We start from the raw sequence: 22405 nt of genomic DNA, 5'->3' as shown, positions 1-22405 counted from the left end.
GGCGCCCGCGGTGAGTATCCCTGAATTTGACATCCTCATGGGTAGGCTTTAAAACCCATAGTCGATTCACCCTGATGTTTCGTCTCACCTGCGCGCATCCTGCGATGCGCGATCAGGCAGAAAGCACCGTGGCGTCCAGCGCCCGGTGTCGATGAATCACGATCTGAATAATAATAACGTGTTTGATCTGGAGGTGTGCTGTGCGGCGTAAACCCGACCTGTTGTGGGTATTGGTCATTGTGTTCGGCCTGGGGGTAGTGACCACTGGTTATACCCAGGGGTTTCTGGAGAGCAAGCCGGTTATCGAGCGCAGCCAGGAATAGGCTTCATGGCTTCGAGAGTCTGATGAATTCTGCATCAGTGGCGATGCCATCCACAGGGATGTCCCACGGGGCTACCGGCAATGCTTCAACCTTCTGGCAGTCATGTGCCAGGCCCAGCAGGCGCGGCGCCAGCCAGGTGCTCCGCCTGCGGCGGTAGGCGAACGTGCGGTCGTAGAAGCCACCACCCATTCCCAGTCGGTTCCCCTGCACATCAAATCCCACCAGTGGCATCATCACCAGATCCAGTCGCCATGGCATCGTCTGATGATCACCTCTTGCCTGGGGCTCATCGATACCAAAGCGGTTGCGCTTCCAACGCTGCCCTTTATGAATTCGCTGAAATTTCATGCTGTTGCGCGGCCAGCCGGTAATAACCGGCAGGTAGCAGACCTTGCCCAGGCGGTGGGCGTGTCGAAACAGCAGCACAGGATCTATTTCCCCGTCATTGGCCAGATAGAAAGCTATGTGGCGACTGCGGATGAATAGCGGATGCTGGGCCAGCTGTCGGAAAAGTCGCCTGCTGGCGCGGTGCTGTTGAGCGGGAGTCAGTGCCCGCCGCGCGGAACGCAGTTCCTTGCGTAACGCCTTGCGCCGGGTGGGAGTCATATGAGGGTCCCCGGAGATGCCGCTGCCGGGTTAGCCCTTGAACCCGAAAGTTCAAGGTGGGGGACACGGCATTGCCTCAGGCTTTCCGTCATGCGGACATGCACACTGGCAATAACGCGTGGCCTCCTTTTACAGGAGTATCGGCTCAGGGACATCACCTGCTGGCAAACATCCCAGGGACGGGTAAGAGTATACAGAAAAGTGAGCACTAATTCACGGCCGATCAGGATTGATGGCGTGAGAGCGCCTGATCCAGGCGGCTGACCAGGTCGCCAATCTGCTGTTGTTGCCGATCCAGTTCCGAATCCTGCTGGCGGCTACCAGTCAGCATCTCGTGGCTGATATTGAGGGCGGCCATCACGGCGATGCGTTCAACGCCGATCACCTTGCCGCTGTTGCGGATGTCCCGCATGGTACTGTCCAGATGGCGTGCGGCCTGCTCCAGATTGCTGCGTTCCTCGGGAGGACAGCTGACGCGGTATTCCTTGTCGAGAATATTCAAAGTAACTGTCAGGGCGGTGCTCATGCATCATGCTCCAGGGATTTGAGACGCGATATCATGGCTTCGACCTTCTGACGGGCCAGATCGTTCTTTTCAATCAACTGCATCCGCTCTTCCCTCCAGGATTTCTCCTGTAGCTGCAAATGCTGATTCTGTCGCTGGAGGCGGTCGCACAAGTCGATCAGCTGGGCCACTTTCAGTGTCAGGGTATTGATGTCGGGTGCTTCCATTTTCGCCATTCTGTCTTCCCGGTGTTGGGCAACTATAGAGTGGCGCCGCAGGCCGGTCAAACCTGTGTCTGACGGATGCCTGGTCCGGACGAAACAGCTACGGCTCGCTGCACTGGACCCTGGTCGCCCGGCCCAGTAGATTACGCAACATAAAGCTCCACCTTAGAAGCTCATCTGCTTTTATACTGTCCCTGCACATTTCTGGAGACCTTGATTTATGGCACTGATGCCAGCCGTATTTGATTTTGACCGTTTCGCCCAGCTTTTCAGCGAGCTGGGAGCCTCCGCATTCCCGGCGGAGCTGCATGGCCATCTGGTCGGCCGTCTGTCGGCCGGAGCCCGTTATGATCACGGCACCTGGCTGAATGTGGCGCACGAGCTGCTCGATACCCGCGGCAGTCTGCCCGAAGCCGGCAAGGTCCAGCTTATCCAGCTATATGACGCCAGCCTCGCCGAGCTGACCGGTAGCGGTTTCGACATTACCCTGCTGTTGCCTGATGACAGCGCCACGGTGGATCGTCGGACCCAGGCGCTGGGCCAGTGGTGCGAGGGGTTCCTCGGCGGCTTCGGCCTGGTCGAGCGCAGCAACGAACTCAGCGAGGAGGCGGACAGCGCCCTGCGCGATTTCGCCGCGATTGCCCAGGTGCAGACCGACCTTGAAGAGTCCGAGGCGAACGAGGTCGATTATATGGAAGTCATGGAGTACGTGCGCATGGCGGTGCTGATGCTGTTCAGCGAATGCCAGCCGGACTCCGACAGCGAGATCAAGCCGCCGGCATCCTTGCACTGACATCAGAGGTAAACATGCACATATCCAGACAGGAATACGCCCGACGTCGCAAGGCGCTGATGTCGCAGATGGAGCCCAACAGCATTGCCGTGCTGCCGGCCGCACCAGTGCGGGTACGCAACCGCGATGTGGAATACCAGTATCGCCAGGACAGCGACTTCCAGTATCTGACCGGCTTTCCCGAGCCCGAGGCGGTGGCCGTGCTCATTCCGGGTCGCGAGCATGGCGAGTATGTGCTGTTCTGCCGGGAGAAGGACAAGGAGCGCGAGCTCTGGGACGGCTATCGTGCCGGCCAGGATGGCGCATCCAGCGAATACGGCGCCGACGACGCGTTTCCGATTGCCGATATCGATGACATTCTGCCGGGTCTGATCGAAGGGCGAGAGCGGGTCTATTATGCGATGGGTGCAAATCAGGATTTTGACCGTCGCCTGACCAACTGGATAAACGTGATACGCAGCAAGGCGCGGCTGGGGGCAACGCCGCCCAATGAGTTCGTCGCCCTCGATCACCTGTTGCACGACATGCGGCTGTACAAGAGCGCCGCGGAAGTGAAAGTCATGCGCGAGGCAGCACAGATTTCCGCCAAGGCGCATATGCAGGCCATGCGGGTGTGCCGGCCGGGTAGCTGGGAATACCAGCTGGAAGCAGAGCTACAGTACACCTTCATGCGCCATGGCAGCCGCTATTCGGCCTATTCATCGATCGTCGCAGCCGGGCGTAACGGCTGCATCCTGCATTACACCGAAAACAGCAGTCAGATTCGCGACGGCGATCTGGTGCTGATCGACGCCGGTTGCGAACTCGACTGCTATGCCAGCGATATTACTCGTACCTTCCCCGCCAGTGGCCGCTTCACTGCAGAGCAGCGCGCGATCTACGATATCGTGCTTGATGCCCAGGCGGCAGCCTTCGAGGTGATTGCGCCAGGGCGCAACTGGAACGAAGCGCACGAAGCGACGGTAAACGTAATCACCGCCGGGCTGGTCAAGCTGGGCCTGCTGCAGGGTGACGTCGAGAAGCTGGTGGCTGATGAGGCGTACAAGCGCTTTTACATGCACCGTGCCGGTCACTGGCTGGGTATGGACGTGCACGATGTGGGTGATTACCGCATAGGTGGTGCCTGGCGCGAGCTGGAGGCGGGCATGGTAATGACCGTCGAGCCTGGCATCTACATCGCGCCGGACGATGAGACGGTGGCGCGTAAATGGCGAGGCATTGGTATTCGCATCGAGGATGACGTGGTGGTAACCAAAACCGGCTGCGATGTGCTCAGCGCCGACGTGCCCAAGGACGCCGACGAGATCGAGGCATTGATGGCGCAGGCGCGTGACGAAGTCGGAGTGCCTGCGTGAATGCCCTGCAGCGCGATGCGGTGAGCGCCGACCTGACAATCGTCGGCGGCGGCATGGTCGGAGCCTGCCTGGCACTGGCACTGCAGCAGCGTGCCCGGCAGGCCGGTTGGCATATTCGTCTGATCGAGGCGCAGCCGCCAGCTGCCGGTCAGCAGCAGCCCAGCTACGACGCCCGTTCGACGGCGCTGTCCCATGGCAGCCGATTGCTGCTTGAGCGGCTCGGAGTATGGTCGCAGCTGGCGCCGAGTGTCGAACCGATCAGGCAGATTCATGTGTCCGACCGCGGCCACCCTGGCGTAACCCGTCTGTACGCAGAGAAGGAGGCCGTGCCGGCCCTGGGTTACGTAGTGGAAAATGCCAGACTGGGCGAGGTGCTTCTTGCCGCGCTGGACAGCGACGCGGTCGAATGGTTGGCGCCGGCACGTGCCATCTCGGCGCGTGCGGAGCCCGGCGGCTACGCGCTCGAAGTCGACGTGGATGGCGCACAGCAGACATTGAATACCAGCTTGCTGGTGCTTGCCGACGGCGGTCGCTCGGGTCTGCTCGATCAGCTCGGTGTGCATCGCGAGGTCCGCCCCTACGGACAGACCGCCATAGTCGCCAACATAACTACTGCGCTGGGCCACGATTCGGTTGCCTACGAGCGTTTTACCGAATCAGGCCCCCTGGCGCTGTTACCCCTTGCCGGGCAACGCAGCGCGCTGGTGTGGACCTTGCCCGAGGATCAGGCCGAGGATATCGCCGCGCTGGCGGATGGGCCCTTTCTTGCTGCGCTGCAACAGGCTTTTGGTTTTCGCATGGGAGCGCTTACGCGGGTGGGATCGCGTGCCTGCTACCCGCTTCATCTGATTGAGGCCCAGGAGCAGGTCAGGGCTCACCTGGTGGTGCTCGGCAACGCCGCACACAGTCTGCATCCGATTGCCGGCCAGGGTTTCAATCTGTCCCTGCGTGATACCGTAGCCCTGGCCGACAAGCTGGTCGCCGCCAGCCACAGGCAGCGAGCCCTGGGTGACCTTGCGGTGCTGCAGGATTACCTTGAGGGTCAGCACGCGGATCAGAGACTGACCGTCGCCTTCAGTGACTACCTGACCCGTCTGTTCAGTAACCGCCAGCCGGTGCTGACATTGGGCCGCAATCTGGGCCTACTCGGGCTGGGTCTTCTGCCGCCGGCCCGACGCATGTTCGCGCGGCAGGCGATGGGTCTGAAAATCTGAGCTGTCGCGGCCGCTCCCTACCGAGGTGAAATGCATGGCGCATGAGCATGACCTGATAATCGTTGGGGCCGGGATGGTTGGCGCGACCCTGGCCCTGGCCCTGGCGCTGGCCGACAGCGATCTGCGGATTGCCGTAGTCGACGCGCTGCCTCTGGACCTGTTGCCGCAGCAGCCGGCGGCAACGGCCTCCGGCTACGATCCCCGGGTGAGCGCGCTGAGCGCTGCGTCCGAGCGCATATTTTCCCACCTTGGCGTCTGGCCGCTGATTGCCGACGACCGCGGCTGCGCGTATCAGCACATGTGCGTATGGGATGCCGAGGGTACGGGCGAGATCCGTTTCGACGCGGCTGCACTGGATGAGAGCCGGCTGGGCCATATTGTGGAAAACAAACGCATTCAGCACGCTCTGCTGCAACGCCTGGCGCAGACCGAGGTTGCCATGCTCGGCGGTCGCCGGATCGAGACACTGATATGCGAGGACGATGGCTGGCGGCTCAAGCTGGCCGGCGGCGAGTCGCTACGCGCTCCGCTGATTGTCGCCGCCGATGGTGCGCACTCCAGGGTGCGCGAGCTTGCCGGCTTTGCGCTGCGCGAGTGGGACTATCTGCATCACGCTGTAGTCACCACGGTGCAATTGGCCGAGCCGCACCAGGATACTGCCTGGCAGCGGTTCCTGCCGACCGGGCCGCTGGCATTCCTGCCGCTGCCGGATCAGGATGGGGCACATTACTGCTCGATTGTCTGGTCATTGTTACCTGATGCCGCCGACCGGGTGATGGCGCTTGACGATGCGGCTTTTGCACGGGAGATCGGCGCCGCAATGGAGGGACGCCTGGGCCGCATAGTTGCGGCGGATCCGCGGCATCGTATCGAATTGCGCCAGCGCCATGCCAAGACCTACGCGATGCAGGGGCTGGTACTGGTGGGTGACGCCGCGCATACGATCCACCCCTTGGCCGGACAGGGCGTGAACCTTGGCTTGCTTGATGCAGCCGAGCTCAACGATGTGCTGCGTGCGGCAATTCGGCGCGGGGAATCACCTGCGGATCTGGCGGTACTGCAACGCTATGAGCGGCGGCGCATGGGGGCGAATCTGGGCATGATGACCGCGATGGAAGGCTTCGAGCGCCTGTTCCATGCCGATGCGCTGCCGCTGCGCTGGCTGCGCAATGCCGGCATGCAATGGCTTGATCAGCAGGGCAAGCTCAAGTCGCTGGTGATCCGTCGTGCGATGGGGCTCGATGGCGATCTTCCATCCCTGGCGAAGAACCCGGAGCTGGATGTGGGAAGTTGTTGATTACCTGGTTGCTAAACTAAATTCGAATCATTATCATCTAGGCTCCGCTTACCCATTGTGAGGCGTAACCTATGTCCGCTATTCGTTCCATTACTGCATTGAGCCTGGCTCTGACCACCTTCGGCAGCATCGCCCAGGCCAAAGAGCTTGTGGTCTATTCTGCTCGCCAGGACCACCTGATTCAGCCGGTATTCGAGCTCTACACTGAAAAAACCGGCGTGAAAATCAACTTCATCACGGACAAGGAAGCGCCTCTGCTGGCCCGCCTCCAGGCAGAAGGGGAGAACACTCCGGCCGATATGCTGATCACCGTCGATGCCGGTAACCTCTGGCAGGCCGAGCAACAGGGCGTGCTGCGCGCGGTCAAGTCAGACGTCATTGAGGAAAACATTCCCTCCCAGTACCGGGCTGAAAGTGGTGAATGGACCGGGCTTTCGCTGCGCGCCCGTACCGTTGTGTATTCCACCGAGCGTGTCGATCCATCTGAGCTGAGCACCTATGAAGCGCTGGCGGACGACAGCTGGAAAGGGCGTTTGTGCCTGCGCACCTCGAAGAAGGTGTACAACCAGTCGCTGACCGCCACGATGATCGAGACGCTGGGAATCGAGCGCACCGGCGAAATCGTAGGAGGCTGGGTGAGCAACCTGACAACGCCGGTTTTCCCCGACGATACTTCCCTGATCCAGGCGATCGACGCCGGCCAGTGTGACGTCGGGATCGTCAATACCTACTACTTCGGTCGCCTGCAGCAGGAGGACCCGGATCTGAAAGCTGCGCTGTTCTGGCCGAACCAGGAAGACCGCGGCGTGCATGTGAATATTTCCGGCGCCGGCATCACCAAGCATTCCAAGCAGCCGGAGGAAGCCATCAAATTGCTGGAGTGGATGACTACTCCTGCTGCGCAGGAGGTATTCGCCGAGGTCAACCAGGAGTTTCCGGCTAACCCGGCAGTGGAATCTTCCGACGAAGTGGCCGCATGGGGTGATTTCAAGGCAGATCAGATCAATGTTGAAGTGGCGGGGCGCCTGCAGGCCGAAGCGATCATGCTGATGGATCGTCAGGGTTGGAAGTGAACTGACACTGGTCCGCAGCTTTTGTGGGCTTTTCCGATATAATGCAAACGCCCGGCTCAGTGCCGGGCGTTTGCATTGCACAGGGCGGCTAATTTTCGGCGCGCCTGGCCACCAATAGCAGGAGCGGATGTGCCCCGAGTCTTGATCAGTAAAATGCCTTACTGGCGAGCCGTGAGCTATGGCTCGGCGGCGTTGGTACTGATGCCATTGTTGGTGCTGGTACTCAGCTGGCAGAGTATTGATACCGAGATATGGGCGCATCTGCTGCAGACACAGCTGCTGCAACTGATTGGCAATACGCTGATGCTGGTCGCCGGCGTAGGTACTGGTGTTGTCCTGCTCGGCGTGAGCCTGGCATGGCTTACCAGCATGTGCGAATTTCCCGGGCGGCGCTGGTTTGACTGGGCCTTGATGCTGCCATTCGCCATTCCGGCCTATGTGCTGGCATTTGTAATGATCGGCCTGATGGATTTCTCTGGCCCGGTCCAGACACTGCTGCGTAGCTGGCTCGGCGATGATTTCCGCATGGTATCCATTCGTTCTACCGGCGGCGTCATTCTGGTGCTGGTGCTGGTTTTCTACCCCTACGTCTATCTGCTGGCGCGCAGCGCGTTCATGGCTCAGGGGCGCGGCCTGATGGAGGCTGCGCGCGTTCTGGGTCAGACACCTTGGCAGGGGTTCACCAAGATTGCATTGCCGATGGCGCGACCTGCGATAGGTGCCGGAGCGGCGCTGTCGATCATGGAGACGCTGGCCGACTTCGGCGCCGTGTCGGTGTTCAATTACGATACCTTTACCACCGCCATCTACAAGACCTGGTACGGTTTTTTCAGTCTGCAGACCGCCACCCAGTTGGCCAGTGTGCTGCTGCTGTTCGTCTTTCTGGCGCTCTTCGCCGAGCGCAGGGCGCAGGGCAGCCGGCGTTTCCCCGGCGTCGACCGGCCGCGCCCCGGTGCGATTTACCGGTTGCGCGGTGCCAGGGCCTGGCTCGCCTGCGGATTCTGTCTGCTGGTGCTGTCCATAGCCTTCATCATTCCGGTCATCCAGTTGATCTACTGGCTGGTCCAGGGCGGCATGGGCTATCTGGACAGCCGCTATTGGTCGCTGATTCGTAACACCCTGTTGCTGGGCGCGATGGCGGCAGCCCTGACCGTGACCCTGGGGATTCTGCTGGCGCTGGCCCGGCGGTTGCAACCCATCCGCCGGGTGCGTAGCGCAGTGGCTGTGTCCAATCTGGGTTACGCGCTGCCCGGCTCGGTGCTTGCGGTGGGCATCATGTTCGCGTTCAGCTGGATCGATAACGCTTTCCTGATACCCCTGCGAGGCTGGATGGGCGCTGAGCAGCCTTCACCGCTGCTGCTCGGCAGTCTGTTTGCGCTGCTGCTGGCCTATGTGATTCGTTTCATGGCTGTGGCTTATGGTCCGCTTGATACTTCCCTGGCGCGCATCCGGCCTTCGCTGCCGGAGGCCGCACAGAGCCTGGGTCAGTCGGGTTGGGCGGTCATGCGCAGGATCTATCTGCCGCTCCTGCTACCGGGAATTCTCAGCGCCGGTCTGCTGGTGTTTGTCGACGTGCTCAAGGAAATGCCCGCCACATTGCTGATGCGCCCCTTTGGCTGGGATACCCTGGCCGTACGCATTCATGGGTTGACCACAGAGGGTAACTGGGAGCGGGCGGCATTGCCGGCCCTGACTCTGGTGCTGGTGGGCCTGCTGCCGGTGATTGTGCTGATTCGCCGTTCGGCGCGGCGCTGATCGCGACCGATTTGCGGCGCACACAGCGCCATCAATTCGCAGCAAAGGCTGCACAGTCAGCTCATTTGTGGCTACAATTCACAGCCTGAACATCCATCTTCTATCAAGGAACAGGCCGTATGGGTTCGCGCACTCCGCTTTACGAGCAGCACCTGGCCGCCGGCGCCAAAATGGTCGATTTTGGCGGGTGGGATATGCCATTGAACTACGGCTCGCAGATGGAGGAACATCACCAGGTACGCCGCGATGTCGGCATGTTCGATGTCTCCCACATGACCGTGGTGGACGTTGCCGGCACTGAAGCCAAGGCTTTTCTCAGATACCTCCTGGCCAATGATGTCGAGAGGCTGACCACTGCAGGCAAGGCGCTCTACAGCGGTATGCTCAACGAGTCCGGTGGCGTAGTCGACGATCTGATTGTCTATATTACCGAGACCGGCTACCGGCTGGTGGTCAACGCCGCAACCCGGGAGAAGGATCTGGCCTGGATGAACAGCAAGGCCGAGGGTTATGCGGTGACATTGCAGGAGCGGGACGACCTGGCCATGGTGGCGGTGCAGGGACCGCGCGCGCGCGAGGTTGCCGCCAGCGTTGTCAGTGATGGTCGGGCCGCGTTGATCAATGATCTCAAGCCCTTCCAGGGCTTGCCCAATGACGACTGGTTTATTGGTCGGACCGGCTACACCGGCGAAGACGGCCTGGAAGTCATTCTGCCGGCCGACCAGGCTGCAGATTTCTGGAGCGCCCTTTTGGCCGCCGGCTGCCGTCCCTGTGGTCTTGCTGCCCGCGATACCCTGCGGCTCGAGGCCGGCATGAATCTGTATGGCGTGGATATGGACGAAAATGTTTCACCGCTGGCAGCCAATATGGGCTGGACCATCGCCTGGGAGCCGGCCGAACGTAACTTCGTCGGACGCAAGGCGCTCGAGGCCCAGCGTGCCGCCGGCGATCAGCCCAAGCAGGTGGGGCTGGTGATGGCCGAGCGCGCGGTGCTGCGCGGCCACCAGAAGGTTGTGGTCGAGGGCGTCGGCGAAGGCGAAATTACCAGTGGTACCTTCTCGCCCACGCTGGGCTGTTCCATAGCACTGGCGCGCGTGCCACGCTCGACCGGCGACAGCGCCAAGGTCGAGATCCGCGGTAAGCTGCTGGATGTGCGGGTGGTCAAGCCCGGCTTCGTGCGCAACGGCAAGGCCGTATTCGAATAAATTTCAGATTCTTTTTCCGAGGACAGCCCTATGAGCAATACCCCCGCCGAGCTGCGTTACGCTTCCAGCCATGAATGGACCCGCCAGGAAGCCGATGGCACCATCACTGTCGGTATTACCGACCACGCCCAGGATCTGTTGGGCGATGTGGTCTTTGTCGAGCTGCCGGAAGTGGGCCGCGCGGTCAACGCCGGCCAGGAATGCGCCGTGGTCGAATCGGTCAAGGCCGCCTCGGACATCTACGCGCCGGTCACTGGCGAAGTCATTGCGGTCAATGATGCACTGACCGACAGCCCCGAGCTGGTCAACAGCGAGCCTTATGCCGGCGCCTGGTTTTTCCGCGTCAGGCCAACCGATCCGGCCGAACTCGACAAGCTGATGGACGCAGACGCCTACAGCGCTTCGATCTGATAGCGCAGGGGGCTGCCGCCGCGGTAGCTCCCCCAGGGTGCGCTGAAATGCCGGGTACATCCTGTGCCTGGCATTGCTGTTTTTCTGGCAGAACCCGTGCCGCAACATCCGCATTTTCAATCTCTGACAGGTATTCCCATGAGCCATACGCCAAGTCTCAACGATCTGGAACAGACAGATGCCTTCCTGCGTCGCCACATCGGTCCGGATCCTGCCGAGCAGCGAGCGATGCTCGATGCGCTGGACGTCGAGACACTGGACGCACTGATTGAACAGACCGTGCCGCGCAGCATCCTGCGCAAGGACCTGCTCGACATGCAGGCGCCGCGCAGTGAAGCCGAAGTGCTGGCGTATCTCAAGGCAGTGGCTGGCCGCAATCAGGTATTCACTTCGTGTATCGGCATGGGTTACTACAACACGCTGACGCCGACCGTGATCCTGCGCAACGTGCTGGAAAATCCCGGTTGGTATACCGCCTATACCCCCTACCAGCCCGAGATCGCCCAGGGTCGGCTGGAAGCGCTGCTGAATTTCCAGCAGGTGTCCATCGATCTGACCGGGATGGAGCTGGCCAGCGCGTCCCTGCTGGACGAGGCGACCGCTGCTGCCGAAGCCATGGCGCTGGCCAAGCGCGTGGCCAAGAGCAAGAGCAATCTGTTCTTCGTCGATCACGACTGTCACCCGCAGACCATATCCGTGGTGCGTACCCGCGCCGAGGCGTTCGGCTTCGACCTGGTGGTGGATGATGTATCGACCCTGGGCGAGCACGAGGTATTCGGTGCACTGTTCCAGTACCCCGATACCTGGGGCGAGATTCGCGATCTCAAGCCCTTGATCGATCAGGTACATGCCAATAATGGCCTGGCCTGTGTCGCCGCCGACCTGCTCAGCCTGGTGCTGCTCACGCCGCCCGGCGACCTGGGCGCGGATGTGGTTTTTGGCTCGGCCCAGCGTTTCGGTGTGCCGATGGGCTATGGCGGCCCGCACGCGGCCTTCTTTGCTACCCGGGACGCCTACAAGCGGGCGATGCCTGGGCGGATCATCGGCGTTTCCGTGGATGCCCGCGGCAACCGTGCACTGCGCATGGCGCTGCAGACTCGCGAGCAGCATATCCGCCGCGAGAAGGCCAATTCGAATATCTGCACCGCCCAGGTCCTGCTGGCCAACATGGCCAGCTTCTATGCCGTTTATCACGGCCCGCAGGGTCTGAAGGTGATTGCCGAGCGGATCCAGCGACTGACCGCTATTCTTGCGAGCGGCCTGGAAGCGGCGGGCATCAAGCGCTGCAACCAGAATTTCTTTGACACCCTGACACTTGACGTCCCCGGCCAGGCCAGTGCAATCGTCGAGCGGGCACGGGCAGCGCGGATCAACCTGCGTCTGATCGATGGCGACAGGCTGGGTATCAGCCTGGACGAAACCAGCACCCGCGCGACCGTCGAAACCCTGCTGGCGATATTTGCCGGCGACGGCGCAGTCCGCAGCGTAGAGGAGCTGGACGTTGCAGTGGCGGGCAAGGACCTAGGCATTCCGGCCGCACTGCGTCGGCAGTCGGATTTCCTCACGCATCCGGTGTTCAACAGCTACCACTCCGAAACCGAGATGCTGCGCTACATCAAGTCCCTGGAGAACAAGGATCTGGCGCTCAATCACGCGATGATTCCGCTGGGTTCCTGCACCATGAAGCTCAACGCCACCACCGAGATGATCCCGGTGACCTGGCCCGAATTTGGTCAGATCCATCCGTTTGTTCCGCTGGCCCAGGCCGAAGGCTACAAGGTGATGATCGACGAACTGGAGGAGATGCTGCGCCAGATTACCGGCTTCGACGCGATCTGCATGCAGCCCAATTCCGGCGCCCAGGGCGAGTACGCGGGTCTGCTTGCGATTCGCAAGTACCATGAGGACAACGGTGACGAACATCGCAATGTGTGCCTGATCCCGACCTCCGCGCACGGCACCAACCCTGCCTCGGCGATGATGGCCAGCATGCGCGTCGTTCTGGTGGGCTGCGATAATCAGGGCAATGTGGATATTGCCGATCTGCGTCAGAAGGCGGAAGACAATGCCGCTAACCTGTCGTGCCTGATGATCACCTACCCCTCGACCCACGGCGTGTATGAAGAAGGTATCCGCGAGATCTGCGATATCGTCCATCAGCATGGTGGCCAGGTCTACATGGACGGAGCCAACCTGAATGCCCAGGTCGGCCTGACCCGGCCGGCGGATATCGGGGCCGATGTGTCGCACATGAACCTGCACAAGACTTTCTGTATTCCCCATGGTGGCGGCGGTCCCGGCATGGGCCCGATCGGTGTTCGTGCCCATCTGGCTCCCTATGTTGCCAATCACCCGGTGGTGCCCCTTGATGGCCCCAACCCGGAGAACGGTGCAGTCAGTGCCGCTCCGTGGGGCAGCGCAAGCATCCTGCCGATCAGTTGGACCTACATTGCGCTGATGGGAGCCTCGGGTCTGCGCCAGGCAACCGAAGTGGCGATTCTCAATGCCAATTACCTGGCCCAGCGCCTGGGCGAAGCCTACCCGGTGCTCTACAGCGGGGCGGGTGGACGGGTGGCGCACGAATGCATTATTGATATCCGGCCCCTCAAGGCGGCAAGCGGTATCAGCGAGGAAGACGTCGCCAAGCGCCTGATGGATTTCGGCTTCCACGCCCCGACGATGTCATTTCCGGTGGCCGGAACGCTGATGATCGAGCCAACCGAGAGCGAATCCAAAGCGGAGCTTGATCGTTTCATCGATGCCATGCTGACCATTCGCCGAGAGATAACCCGAGTTGAACAGGGCGAGTGGAGCGCCGAGGACAACCCGCTGCACAATGCGCCCCACACACTCGCCGATATCACCGGCGACTGGCAGCGCGCATATTCGCGGCAGGAAGCGGTCTTTCCGCAGCCCTGGGTAGCAGCCAACAAATTCTGGCCAAGCGTGAACCGGATCGACAACGTATACGGTGACCGCAACCTGTTTTGCGCCTGTCCTCCGGTTGAGAGCTACGAGGACTGATATCCCGGCGCCGCCCGCATGTGAAAACAGGAGTTGGCAACTGTTATGACTGACGACAGCAGTAATCCGGTGCATACCGGGCAGGACGCGATTGTCGAGGCGCTGGCCAAAGGCAAGCTCAAGCGCGTGCGCAAATTGCTGCGTCCGATGCATCCGGCCAAGCTGGCCAGCCTGCTGGAGGCGCTGGAGCCCGAGCAGCGCCACCTCGTCTGGCAGCAGGTGGCCGATGAAGATGAGGCCGCGGTGCTTCGCCATCTTGATCCGCAGATGGCGACGGCCCTGCACCGCGACAGCGAAGGGGGTGACGTTGACGCGCTGCTGGACGAGGAAGAAGAAAGCGTCTTCACCCATATCGGCAGCGTCCGCGATGCGCTCCAGGCTGGCAAGTACAAGCGCGTCGGCAAGGTGTTCAGGCATATGCATCCGGCCAAGGCGGCGGGACTGCTCGAAGCACTGCCACCGGACGAACGCAGTGCGGTTTGGGAAACCCTCGACAGTGAGCGCTCCGGCAAGATTCTGGTGCACCTGCACGAAGAAGTACGAGCCAAGCTGGCGCTGGAGATGGGTGACGACGAACTGGTCGCTGCCGCACGCAAGCTCGACCTGGATGATCTTGTCGACCTGATTCAGGCGCTACCCAGCGGCTCTGGCCGGCAGCTGCTGCTGTCGATGGACGAGCGCAAGCGCAAGCAGATCGCGGAGATGCTGTCCTATCCGGAGGACTCCGCTGGCGGCCTGATGAACGTCGACCACATCTCGGTGCGTGCGGATGTTCATATTGGTTCGGTCTTGCGCTACCTGCGTCTGCTGGAAGATCTGCCTGACCACACCGACAAGGTGATGGTCATCGACCGCAAGAATCGTTATCTGGGTGTGTTGCGCCTGAGCCGGATGGTTACCAGCCTGCCCGAGGCCAAGGTCAGCGAGGTGATGGACGAGGAGTTCAAGCCGATCAACGTCGACCTGTCCAGCCATGAGGTGGCACGCCTGTTCGAGGATCTGGACATGCTTTCGGCGGGTGTGGTTGGCGAAGACGGTATCTTGCTTGGCCGTATCACCGTCGACGACGTAATGGATATCATCCGCGAGGACTCCGAGCGGGCGATGATGAACATGGCGGGTCTGGACGAGGAGGCCGACATGTTCGCACCGATCCTGACCAGCACCCGGCGGCGCTCGGTCTGGCTGGGCATCAACCTGATTACTGCATTCCTTGCTGCCTGGGTGATAGGTCAGTTTCAAGGCACGCTGGAGCAGATCGTGGCCCTCGCGGTCCTGATGCCGATCGTTGCCAGTATGGGCGGTATTGCCGGCAGCCAGACCTTGACGCTGGTGATTCGCGGTCTGGCGCTCGGCCAGGTGGTGGGCGGCAATGCCCGGGTGCTGTTGGTCAAGGAAATGGGGATCGGGCTGCTCAACGGTATCCTCTGGGCGCTGGTGGTCGCGGGCCTCGCGATACTCTGGTTCGGCAGTTGGAAAATCGGCGGCATCATCGGCGCTGCGATCCTGCTGAATCTGCTCTGTGCTGCGCTGGCCGGGCTGGTTATTCCCCTGGTTCTGCGCCGCTTCGGGATCGATCCGGCGCTGGCCGGCGGCGTGATCCTTACTACCGTGACCGACGTGGTCGGATTCTTCGCGTTTCTCGGCCTGGCGACGTTGCTGCTGATCTGATCAGGCGCAGCGTCGATATTCCGTCTTGCGGCCTAGACTGGCATACTCCTGCACACAAGCGCGGCAGCTCGAAGTTGCCGGAGCGGATTCTTTCCGCGGCAAGCTGGCGAATGTATGGAACAGGCGCAGCCGGAAATCGTGCAGCGATCACATTTGAATGGATGGGGAGGGTGACATGGCAGAGGTAACACTGGTCGTTGACGACAACGGTTACGCGGACCACAAGCTGGCCTGGCTTGACACCGAAGGCAAAATCCAGACACTCAAAATACCGACGATTATCGGTACTGACCGTCTGAGCTCCAACAGCGGCGAGACGGTTGACCGTTACCGCGCCGATGGCGTGGATTACACCTGCAAGCCCTCCGTGCGCTCGCCGATCAATCTGCGCAACGCGAACTATCCCGCTTCGGTCGAGAACCGCGTTCTGGTGACCCATGCGCTGCGCAAGGCCAAATTACTCAACCAGCCCCTGCATCTGGGCGTCACCTTGTCATTCCGCGATTATTTCTCCGAGCAGGGCAGCCAGATCACCGAGAACAAGGTCGCCACCATTGCCAACTTCAACGGCAGCAAGGGTACTGTTGAAGTGGTAGGCAGTGATGACAAGCTGAACATCGAACAGGTCGATTGCTATTCCGAAGCGCTTTCAGCGTTCTTCGATTTCGTGCTGGACGATGAAGGTGAGTTTACCGATGCCGCCAAATACACCAAGGGCGATGTAGCGATAATCGATATCGGTGGCTCCACCACTGACGTGGTCAATCTGATCGTCGATGACAGCATCACCATCAACAACACCTATTCGGGCACTGACAAGGTCGGCGTGCTGGACCTCAAGTTTGCTCTGGAAAAAGCGATCAAGCAGGAATTGATCAATCTCGGCCTGCTGGAAAACTCCCATGACGCCGAAATTCCGCCGAATCTGGTCAATGAAGTGCTGGAAACCGGTTCTACTTTCTATGCCGGCGAGCTGCGCAATTTCGAAGTATTGCGTGATGATGTCGCCTCCTCGGTGGCGACCAAGATCATCAATAACGTCAAGTCCAGGCTGGGATCGATAGGTATCTATCGGGCCATCATTATCACAGGCGGTGGCTCGGTCGTGTTCCACCACTGGCTGACCCAGGCATTTCCCAATCCGGTGATGCTCGATGAGTTCTCCAATGCACGCGGTGCTCTGAAGTTCATGCGCAATGTAGCCGCCGGAAGGATCAAGGGCAGGTCAGCCAAGGGGTCGGCGAAGCAGCTCGAGGTCTGATCGGCAGGCCGGCATCCAGCCCTGGACGCCGGCTCTTTTCGGGCAATTGAAAGCGGATGTTTCCCGCTTCAAAGAAGTCCGCTCATTCCGCTATGGTAGAGTTTCGACCAAACCAGGAGTTTTCCCATGATACGTATCCCTATTCCCGCAACCGCGCCGGTGCGATTGGCCCTGGGCCTCTGGCTCGCCTTGGCGGTCGGCGGGCTGTCCATGTTCGCGGCTGCAGCCCATGCCGACGATCACTCAGAGCCACGCCAGTACGAGAATCAGGTGGCGATTATTACTGGCAGCAGTCATGGGCTGGGTTATGAGCTCGCCAGGCTGGGTGCCGAAAAGGGCATGAAGCTGGTGCTGGTTGATATGCGCCGCGAGGAGTCGGAAAAGCTGGCCGAGCAGATCCGCAGCGAGGAAGGACATGCGATCGTGGTCGAAGCTGACCTTGCGCACGCAGAACAGCGGCCCAAGATTATCGAGGCGGCGATGGAAGAATTCGGTCGCATCGATTATCTGTTCAACAATGCAGGCTACTCCTATCTAGCCACACTCGAGCAAATGGATATTGAGCAGGCCCACCGGTTATTCGAGGTCAATTACTGGGCGTACGCTGATCTGGCGCAGAGAGTCATCCCGATCATGCGGGAGCAGGGCGGCGGTACCATCGTCAACGTGTCCTCAATTCTGGGTATGCGCCCCGCGCCACCCGGTCTAGGGCATTACGCAGCAACCAAGCATGCTTTGCATGGCCTGTTCCAGACTGTGGCGCAGGAGGTTGAAGAAGACAATATTCAGGTCTTCCTGGCAGCCCCGGGCGGCATGAAAACCAAGATCAGTCAGCACTCCATCGGGCCGATGGCCGATCCCGAGAGTGATCGCGCCGCCGATTGGGAAGATCCGGCGATTGTTGCGAAAGATATTTTCGAGCACATGCAGGGCGACGAGGTGGTATTTAACCCCGGTTACGTCGGCCGTCAGTAGCTGGTCAGCGTTAGTCGATTGCGTCAGCCATCTCCAGGATGGCGCTGATGATATCGTTCATGGTGATGATGCCAACCAGCTCGTTGGCATTGGTCACCAGAATGCGTTGAATATTCATGGTTACCATTAGACGAGCCACATGTTTTACCGCGAGCTCGCGTGAAACAATCAGCGCGGGCTTGCTGCAAATGTCATAAACATTAACCAGATCAATGTCGCCTTCCTCAGCAACGATGGTTCTGAGCATGTCGTTATAGGTAACCAGCCCGTAGGCATCGTGCTCGTTGTTCTTGTTGACGACTAGCGACTTCACGCGGTGCTCACGCATTTTCAGCATTGCCTCGCGCACCGTGGCGAAGGCTGAAATGGTGATCACGCTGGTTTTCATGATGTCCTTGACCAACATGGCAAATGCTCCGTTAGGGTCAGATGTTATCTTTTATTATCTGCTCGAATTGTTCAATCTGGCTGGGGTCGATCCCGGCGATGTGCTCCAGCGGCAGCGTGAATACCACGCCGCGGCTGTCATGGTTCAAATCCAGATCCCGCATCAGGCACTTCATCACCTGCAAGGAAAGCTTCTTCTCCAGCACCAGAATCAGTACCGACTGACTCCCTTCATAGGTCAAACCGAAAAATGTCTTTTTCTGTTCGGCCCCGAGGCCCCGGGCATTGAGGATGGTTATGCCCCCGGCGCCTGCGGCCTTGGCGCTTTTGATGGCCTTTTCCTCCAGATCCTCTGCCACTATGGCTACCAAAACCGAAAATTTCATGGGTTGTCTCCTTCGGCGGGTTTGAGCCGCTCCATCACAATAGCGTAGAGCAGGACGGTGACGATCGGGAATATCGAGGCAAAGGCAATCAGTCCAAAGCCGTCGATCAAAGCGCTGCGACCTTCGATCTGGGTAGCGAGACCGATGCCCAGCGCGGTGACAAGAGGAACAGTGACTTCAGAGGTAGTCACGCCACCCAGATCGAATGCCAGCGGCACGATAAAGCGCGGTGCGAACCAGGTCAGCAATATCACCAGGGCATAGCCGCCCATGATGTATTGGTGGATGGAGTCACCGGTGACGATTCGGTGCACGCCGATGGTGATCCCCACTGCTACGCCCAGGGCCACCAGCAGACGAATATGCTTGGCATTGAGCTTGCCCCGTGCGGCTTCCTCGGCCTGGCCGCCAATCGCAATCAACGCCGGTTCGGCCATGGTCGTGGCGAACCCGATGGCCAGTGCAAAGAGGTAGACGTAAACCAGCGTGTCCAGGGCGATCAGTTGCTCTGCCATGCTACGGCCTACCGGAAACAATCCCAGCTTCAGTCCGAGCACAAAGGCATACAGACCCAGGATAACCATGGCGAAGCCCATTATCACCCGGCGCACGTAGGGCAAGGGTTTGCGAATGACAGCATATTGAAAAAACAGGATCACGACGATAATGGGTAGCACATCGCGCAGCATCGTGAGCAGATCGATCAGCCCATTCAATCCGATAGGTCCAGACTTCTCCGTCACGATCTCCGCTGCCTGGCTCGCTTGTGACGCCATTGCCGACGCCGTTGCCGTCAGGGTTTCAACCGGGAACAAGTTATAGACGACAATGCCGTAAAACTGCACAGCAATCATCGGCACCATTACCGCAAGCGCTACCAGACCAAAGCCATGGGCCAGCGGATTGCGCCCCTTGATTGCCCCGGCCAGGCCGATACCCAGTGCGGCAATCAGCGGGACGGTAACGATGTTGGTTGTCACCCCACCAGAATCATAGGCCAGGCCGACGATTTCTTCGGGAGCAAAAAAGGTCACGCCAGTAACCAGAAGATAGCCAATGATCATGTACCAGTGCAGGGGATGACCAAGAAGGGTGCGCAGTACGCCAAGCGCAACGACCAGCCCCACTGACAGGGCAATCAGCAATCGTAGGGTCAAGGCTTTGATCCTGCCCTCGCTGATTTCTTCGGCCTGCTCTGCTACCGCAATCAGCGCCGGCTCGGCAATGACCGACGAAAAACCCAGGCAAAAACCGAAGCTCATCAGCAAAGGCAGGGACCCTCGCCTGGCGAAGGCATTCGAGAGGCCCTTGCCGACCGGGAAGACGCCCAGTTCCAGCCCCTGAAGGAATACGGCCACGCCGATAATAACAATGGCCAGGCCCAGCACCATACCGGCCAGTCCGTCAGGCATCTCGCCAATGACGGCTGTCTGGAACAGTCCAACGACAATGATGATTGGCAACAGGTTGCCAAATGCATGCCGCAGGTTGTACCAGAAAGTATTCAGGTGATTCACTGTAACTATCCCAGGTCGGTGCAGATACTATGAATAGCCTAGCAACATCTCCTTATCATCACGCTGATCTCGATCAAGCAATGGTGGCCACACAGGCGCTCATTCCTCCTGCGTCAGCTCCACCATCAGATCGTCTGCCAGGTTCTCCAGATCCTGGCGTAGCGCCTCCAGGTCAGTCTGCGGATGGATGCCCAAGCGCGCACGGGCCTTGAACAGCACATCTGCGCTCATCGGCGCCGGACCGCATTCGGTTTCCAGTTGCTCCACATTCACGCCGTTACGGGCGAGTACCTGGGATACTTCGTGGACGATGCCTGGCCGATCGTTACCCAGAAGCGTCAAATGCAGAATCTCCAGCTCCGGCTCATCCGCCTGGCCACTGACCGCTACCTGAACATTGATGCCCAGGCTGGTCAGTCCGTCGAGATCAATACGCAGTGCCTCGACCTTCTCCGCGGCAATGTCTACCCGCAGGATGCCGGCAAACTGCCCGGCCATACGGGCCATACGGCTTTCCAGCCAGTTACCGCCATGGCGGTTGATCACCTGGGCAATACTTTCCACCAGGCCAGATTTGTCGGCGGAAATGACCGTAATAACGAGGGGTGTCGACATGCAGTACTCCTTGAATCGGTGCTTGAGACGTTGCCGTCAGTCCTGATAGTAACGGCCTTCGCCGCTCAGCATCATTTCCCGGCAGTTGATCTCGAGATTTTCGTAGTCGTATTCGGTGAGGCCAACATACTCCAGTATCTCGCGGCCCACGGCTTCCCATTCGTGGTCAACCGGCTGGTTAGCGAGCACCCGGTGAGCCTGACAGATATGCTCGGCCATTTTCAGTATGGCGAGCAGGTTCTTTAGCCCGGGATCATAGTCATCCTGGCTGAAGATCTGCTCTGCGTTATGGTGGCTGGCAATGGCCTCGCACAGGTGCGGGGGTAACAGCCAGGATTTTGCGGTGAAATAGCCCACCACCGCATGGTTGGTATTGAGTCGCTGATTCTCCACATCGACGATGCGCCGCCCGGCCTGTGAATAGGACTCTTCCATGACCTCGATATAGTACGGAAAACGCCGTAGCATGAGCGGGATGCCACAGTTATGGAACAGGCCCAGCGCATAGGCCTCGTCCGGCTCGATGCAGCCGATCTTTTTCGCCAGGGTCATGCAGGTCATCGCCACATCCTGGGCGCTGTCCCAGAACCGATTGAGATTGACGATATTTTCATCGGACATCTCGCCGCGGATCGACTGGGCGTTAATGATGTTGATCACGCGCCGTACCCCCAGCAGATTGACCGCCTGCTGGATCGACGAGATCCGGTTAGCCAGACCGAAGAATGGCGAATTGACTACCTTGAGCAGGCTTCCGGACAGTCCGGGATCCTGGCTGATCAGGCGCGCAATGACCTTCAGGTCGGGGTCTGGCATTACCTGCTCCATTTGCAGGTCCACCATGATCTGGGGTTGCGGTGGCACACTGATACCCTGCAGGGCGCGCCTGATCTGCTCTTCCGTAAGATCCTCTGTCATTCGCTCGGTCCGATAACATGCTGGATATTCAAGTTTAGCCGCAGACTGTCGCACTGGACAGCCTGTATACTGCCCGCCCGGTGGAATTCACTACCGTCTGAAAGAGGAGCTCCCCGATGACACTGCCCAGCCTGCGTCTGAAATCCAACAGCGACCGCCGTATCAAGGCCGGCCATCTGTGGGTATTCAGCAACGAAGTGGATACCGCGCAGACCCCTCTGACAGCCTTTGAGCCGGGCCAGGAAGTGCAGCTTGAAAGCGCCACTGGCAAACCCTTCGGTCTCGTCACCATGAGTCCGACCAACCTGATCTGCGCGCGGATGCACAGCCGTGATACCAGCACGCCCCTGAACAAGTCATTGCTGGTGCACCGCGTACAGGTCGCGCTCAGCCTGCGTGAAAAGCTGTTCGACAAGCCATTCTATCGGTTGGTCTACGGTGACGCCGATTTGCTGCCCGGGCTGGTTGTCGATCGCTTCGGTGACTATCTGGTGGTCCAGATCGCGACTCCCGGTATGGAGCGCGTGCGCAACGAGATCGTCGAAGCCCTGGTACAGGTGCTCAAGCCCCAGGGCGTGCTGTTCAAGAACGACAGCGGCGCCCGTAGCGCCGAGGACTTGCCATCCTACGTCGAATCCGCCCACGGCGAAGTGCCCCAGCGAGTACCCCTGGAAGAGAACGGTGTGCAGTTCGAGGCCCCGGTATGGGAAGGCCAGAAGACCGGCTGGTTCTACGACCACCGCATGAATCGCGCGCGCCTGGCGCCTTACGTTAAGGGCAAGCGGGTGCTCGACCTCTACAGCTACATTGGCGGCTGGGGCGTGCAGGCGGCGGCCTTCGGTGCCAGCGAAGTCATGTGCGTCGACAGTTCAGCTCCGGCGCTGGATCTG

Annotated in this window: 22 protein-coding genes and 1 other RNA gene; 14 read left to right on the top strand and 9 right to left on the bottom strand. The window is 60.0% G+C overall.

Annotation, left to right across the window (positions count from 1 at the left end; all coding sequences use genetic code 11):
• Positions 1-200 precede the first annotated feature (200 nt).
• Positions 201-323, top strand: coding sequence for a hypothetical protein (locus tag ABYA88_RS06665; protein ID WP_373186212.1), 123 nt, complete (start codon positions 201-203; stop codon positions 321-323).
• A gap of 3 nt (positions 324-326) precedes the next feature.
• Here the strand turns inward: ABYA88_RS06665 and ABYA88_RS06660 are convergent, their stop codons facing one another.
• From ABYA88_RS06660 to ABYA88_RS06645, 4 genes are all read right to left on the bottom strand, one after another.
• Positions 327-929 (bottom strand): 5-formyltetrahydrofolate cyclo-ligase, encoded by a 603-nt coding sequence (locus tag ABYA88_RS06660; RefSeq protein ID WP_373186210.1) that lies wholly within the window; start codon positions 927-929, stop codon positions 327-329.
• A 3-nt stretch (positions 930-932) separates the two neighbouring features.
• A non-coding RNA gene (gene ssrS / locus ABYA88_RS06655) (6S RNA) lies at positions 933-1112 on the bottom strand.
• Positions 1113-1152: 40 nt separating this feature from the next.
• Positions 1153-1455, bottom strand: a complete 303-nt coding sequence (locus ABYA88_RS06650) for a cell division protein ZapA (protein WP_373186208.1) — start codon at positions 1453-1455, stop codon at positions 1153-1155.
• Positions 1452-1661, bottom strand: coding sequence for a TIGR02449 family protein (locus tag ABYA88_RS06645; protein ID WP_373186240.1), 210 nt, complete (start codon positions 1659-1661; stop codon positions 1452-1454). The genes ABYA88_RS06650 and ABYA88_RS06645 overlap by 4 nt, the downstream gene beginning before the upstream one ends.
• Positions 1662-1878: 217 nt before the next feature.
• Here ABYA88_RS06645 and ABYA88_RS06640 point away from each other — a divergent pair, with 217 nt between their 5' ends.
• The 12 genes from ABYA88_RS06640 (at position 1879) to ABYA88_RS06585 (ending at position 17692) form a co-directional block, all read left to right on the top strand.
• Positions 1879-2451, top strand: a complete 573-nt coding sequence (locus ABYA88_RS06640) for a UPF0149 family protein (protein WP_373186207.1) — start codon at positions 1879-1881, stop codon at positions 2449-2451.
• Positions 2452-2465: 14 nt separating this feature from the next.
• The gene (gene pepP, locus ABYA88_RS06635) at positions 2466-3806 is read left to right on the top strand and encodes a Xaa-Pro aminopeptidase (RefSeq protein ID WP_373186206.1); all 1341 of its coding nucleotides are present in this window, start codon (positions 2466-2468) and stop codon (positions 3804-3806) included.
• Positions 3803-5020: a 2-octaprenyl-6-methoxyphenyl hydroxylase gene (gene ubiH, locus ABYA88_RS06630; protein WP_373186204.1), complete on the top strand. Its 1218-nt coding sequence runs from the start codon at positions 3803-3805 to the stop codon at positions 5018-5020. The genes pepP and ubiH overlap by 4 nt, the downstream gene beginning before the upstream one ends.
• A gap of 34 nt (positions 5021-5054) precedes the next feature.
• The gene (locus ABYA88_RS06625) at positions 5055-6317 is read left to right on the top strand and encodes an FAD-dependent monooxygenase (protein ID WP_373186202.1); all 1263 of its coding nucleotides are present in this window, start codon (positions 5055-5057) and stop codon (positions 6315-6317) included.
• A 71-nt stretch (positions 6318-6388) separates the two neighbouring features.
• Positions 6389-7390, top strand: a complete 1002-nt coding sequence (locus tag ABYA88_RS06620) for an extracellular solute-binding protein (protein WP_373186200.1) — start codon at positions 6389-6391, stop codon at positions 7388-7390.
• A gap of 153 nt (positions 7391-7543) precedes the next feature.
• The gene (locus ABYA88_RS06615) at positions 7544-9145 is read left to right on the top strand and encodes an ABC transporter permease (RefSeq protein ID WP_373186239.1); all 1602 of its coding nucleotides are present in this window, start codon (positions 7544-7546) and stop codon (positions 9143-9145) included.
• 119 nt (positions 9146-9264) lie between these two features.
• Positions 9265-10350: a glycine cleavage system aminomethyltransferase GcvT gene (gene gcvT, locus ABYA88_RS06610; protein ID WP_373186198.1), complete on the top strand. Its 1086-nt coding sequence runs from the start codon at positions 9265-9267 to the stop codon at positions 10348-10350.
• Positions 10351-10380: 30 nt separating this feature from the next.
• Positions 10381-10761 carry a glycine cleavage system protein GcvH gene (gene gcvH / locus ABYA88_RS06605; protein ID WP_373186196.1) on the top strand — a complete coding sequence of 127 codons (381 nt, stop codon included), beginning with the start codon at positions 10381-10383 and terminating at the stop codon, positions 10759-10761.
• A gap of 138 nt (positions 10762-10899) precedes the next feature.
• Complete coding sequence (gene gcvP / locus ABYA88_RS06600) at positions 10900-13785, top strand: aminomethyl-transferring glycine dehydrogenase (protein ID WP_373186194.1); 2886 nt, start codon at positions 10900-10902, stop codon at positions 13783-13785.
• 45 nt (positions 13786-13830) lie between these two features.
• A complete protein-coding gene (gene mgtE, locus ABYA88_RS06595) occupies positions 13831-15456 on the top strand; it encodes a magnesium transporter (protein WP_373186193.1) in 1626 nt (541 codons plus the stop codon).
• A 175-nt stretch (positions 15457-15631) separates the two neighbouring features.
• On the top strand, positions 15632-16717 hold the full coding sequence (gene parM / locus ABYA88_RS06590; protein WP_373186192.1) for a plasmid segregation protein ParM domain-containing protein: 1086 nt from the start codon (positions 15632-15634) through the stop codon (positions 16715-16717).
• 126 nt (positions 16718-16843) lie between these two features.
• Entirely contained in the window at positions 16844-17692 is an 849-nt protein-coding gene (locus ABYA88_RS06585) for an SDR family NAD(P)-dependent oxidoreductase (RefSeq protein ID WP_373186191.1), read from the top strand.
• A 10-nt stretch (positions 17693-17702) separates the two neighbouring features.
• Here the strand turns inward: ABYA88_RS06585 and ABYA88_RS06580 are convergent, their stop codons facing one another.
• From ABYA88_RS06580 to ABYA88_RS06560, 5 genes are all read right to left on the bottom strand, one after another.
• Positions 17703-18098, bottom strand: coding sequence for a CBS domain-containing protein (locus ABYA88_RS06580; protein ID WP_373186189.1), 396 nt, complete (start codon positions 18096-18098; stop codon positions 17703-17705).
• A gap of 19 nt (positions 18099-18117) precedes the next feature.
• Positions 18118-18465 (bottom strand): P-II family nitrogen regulator, encoded by a 348-nt coding sequence (locus ABYA88_RS06575; protein ID WP_373186188.1) that lies wholly within the window; start codon positions 18463-18465, stop codon positions 18118-18120.
• Entirely contained in the window at positions 18462-19982 is a 1521-nt protein-coding gene (locus ABYA88_RS06570) for a DUF1538 domain-containing protein (RefSeq protein ID WP_373186187.1), read from the bottom strand. Before ABYA88_RS06570 ends, ABYA88_RS06575 begins: the two co-directional genes overlap by 4 nt.
• A 99-nt stretch (positions 19983-20081) precedes the next feature.
• Positions 20082-20597, bottom strand: a complete 516-nt coding sequence (locus ABYA88_RS06565; protein ID WP_373186186.1) for a glycine cleavage system protein R — start codon at positions 20595-20597, stop codon at positions 20082-20084.
• Positions 20598-20633: 36 nt separating this feature from the next.
• Positions 20634-21515, bottom strand: a complete 882-nt coding sequence (locus ABYA88_RS06560) for an HDOD domain-containing protein (protein ID WP_373186185.1) — start codon at positions 21513-21515, stop codon at positions 20634-20636.
• 116 nt (positions 21516-21631) lie between these two features.
• On the opposite strand from ABYA88_RS06560, the gene ABYA88_RS06555 reads away from it, so the two are divergent.
• On the top strand, positions 21632-22405 hold a 774-nt coding region (locus ABYA88_RS06555), incomplete at its 3' end, for a class I SAM-dependent rRNA methyltransferase (RefSeq protein ID WP_373186184.1).

The sequence above is a fragment of the Halopseudomonas sp. genome (genome assembly GCF_041579695.1).
In the GTDB taxonomy this organism is placed as follows: domain Bacteria; phylum Pseudomonadota; class Gammaproteobacteria; order Pseudomonadales; family Pseudomonadaceae; genus Halopseudomonas.
Note: the sequence above shows the minus strand (reverse complement) of the source record. Positions and strands in the feature narration are given on the sequence as shown.